Genomic DNA, 1236 nt, shown 5'->3' with positions numbered 1-1236 from the left:
CCGGCACGCCGCCGAGCAGGCGCTCGCGGCGCCGGTACCCCTACCGGCGACGTCGTAGCCGGCCCACCCGCTGCGCCGGTCAGAGGATCAGCGCGCTCCGGCGGCGGTGGGTGAGGCCGTCCAGGACCAGCGTCAGGCCGGCCCCCAGCAGCCAGGCGTCCTTGGCCAGGCCGATGCCCTGCTGTGTGGGCCGGAGGCTGCCCGGCTCCCGCATTCCCGGCGTCCTGAGGTAGAGCTGCACCAGGCCGGCACCGAACCCGGCCAGCCCCAGCCCGGCCACCACCGCCGGGACGAACGGCACGATCAGCGCGACACCGAGGGCGATCTCGCTGCGGGAGAGCAGCTTGGCGAACCGGTCCGCGTCGAGCGCGCGGAGCTGCGGCACCGCCCCCACGGCCATCCCGTGCAGACCCTCTGCGGCCTCGCCTTCGAGGCTCCGTTTGCCCAGGCCGGAGTTGAGGATGAACGCGCCGATGCTGACCCGCAGCGGCAGATGCGTGAGCTTCATGACGTCACTCCCGTCCGACAGCCGAACCGTGCCCGCCGCCTACCCCGCACCGAGCGGGATAACCGCCTGCGGGCGGCACTGGGCCGACCGCACCGATCGGCGGTAGGTTCGCCCGGAGGGCGGGATCGGCGCTGCCGACGATGCGTTCGCCAGGGGTGTCGGCGGGGAGCAGGAGGAGATCGTGAGCCAGCAGGTCCGGGGAGTCATCTCCCGCAGCAAGGGCGCACCGGTCGAGGTCACCACGATCGTGGTGCCCGACCCCGGTCCCGGTGAGGCGGTCGTCCGCGTTCTGTCGTGCGGGGTCTGCCACACCGACCTGCACTACCGCGAGGGCGGCATCAACGACGACTACCCGTTCCTGCTCGGCCACGAGGCGGCCGGCGTCGTGGAGCAGGTCGGCGCGGGTGTGGACTCCGTCGCGCCCGGCGACTTCGTGGTGCTGAACTGGCGGGCCGTCTGCGGCGTGTGCCGGGCCTGCCGGCGGGGCCGCCCCTGGTACTGCTTCGACACCCACAACGCGGCGCAGAAGATGACCCTCACCGACGGCACCGAGCTGAGCCCGGCCCTGGGCATCGGCGCGTTCGCGGAGAAGACCCTGGTCCACGCGGGCCAGTGCACGAAGGTTGACCCGTCCGCGCGCCCCGCCGCCGTCGGCCTGCTCGGCTGCGGCGTGATGGCCGGTCTGGGCGCGGCGATGAACACCGGCGGCGTCACCCGGGGCGACTCGG

At 73.9% G+C, this 1236-nt stretch carries 2 protein-coding genes; one reads left to right on the top strand and one right to left on the bottom strand.

Features of this window, described 5'->3' with window-relative positions:
* Nucleotides 1–79 precede the first annotated feature (79 nt).
* Entirely contained in the window at nt 80–508 is a 429-nt protein-coding gene (locus AB0I76_RS30265; protein ID WP_357042659.1) for a hypothetical protein, read from the bottom strand.
* 181 nt (nt 509–689) lie between these two features.
* On the opposite strand from AB0I76_RS30265, the gene AB0I76_RS30260 reads away from it, so the two are divergent.
* Nucleotides 690–1236 (top strand): alcohol dehydrogenase catalytic domain-containing protein (locus tag AB0I76_RS30260; RefSeq protein ID WP_357042656.1); only part of this gene is annotated, 547 nt, incomplete at its 3' end.

Origin of the sequence: Micromonospora sp. NPDC049799 (genome assembly GCF_040656655.1) — a bacterium.
In the GTDB taxonomy this organism is placed as follows: domain Bacteria; phylum Actinomycetota; class Actinomycetes; order Mycobacteriales; family Micromonosporaceae; genus Micromonospora.
The sequence above is the reverse complement of the archived record's forward strand: the minus strand, read 5'-3'. Positions and strand labels throughout refer to the sequence as shown.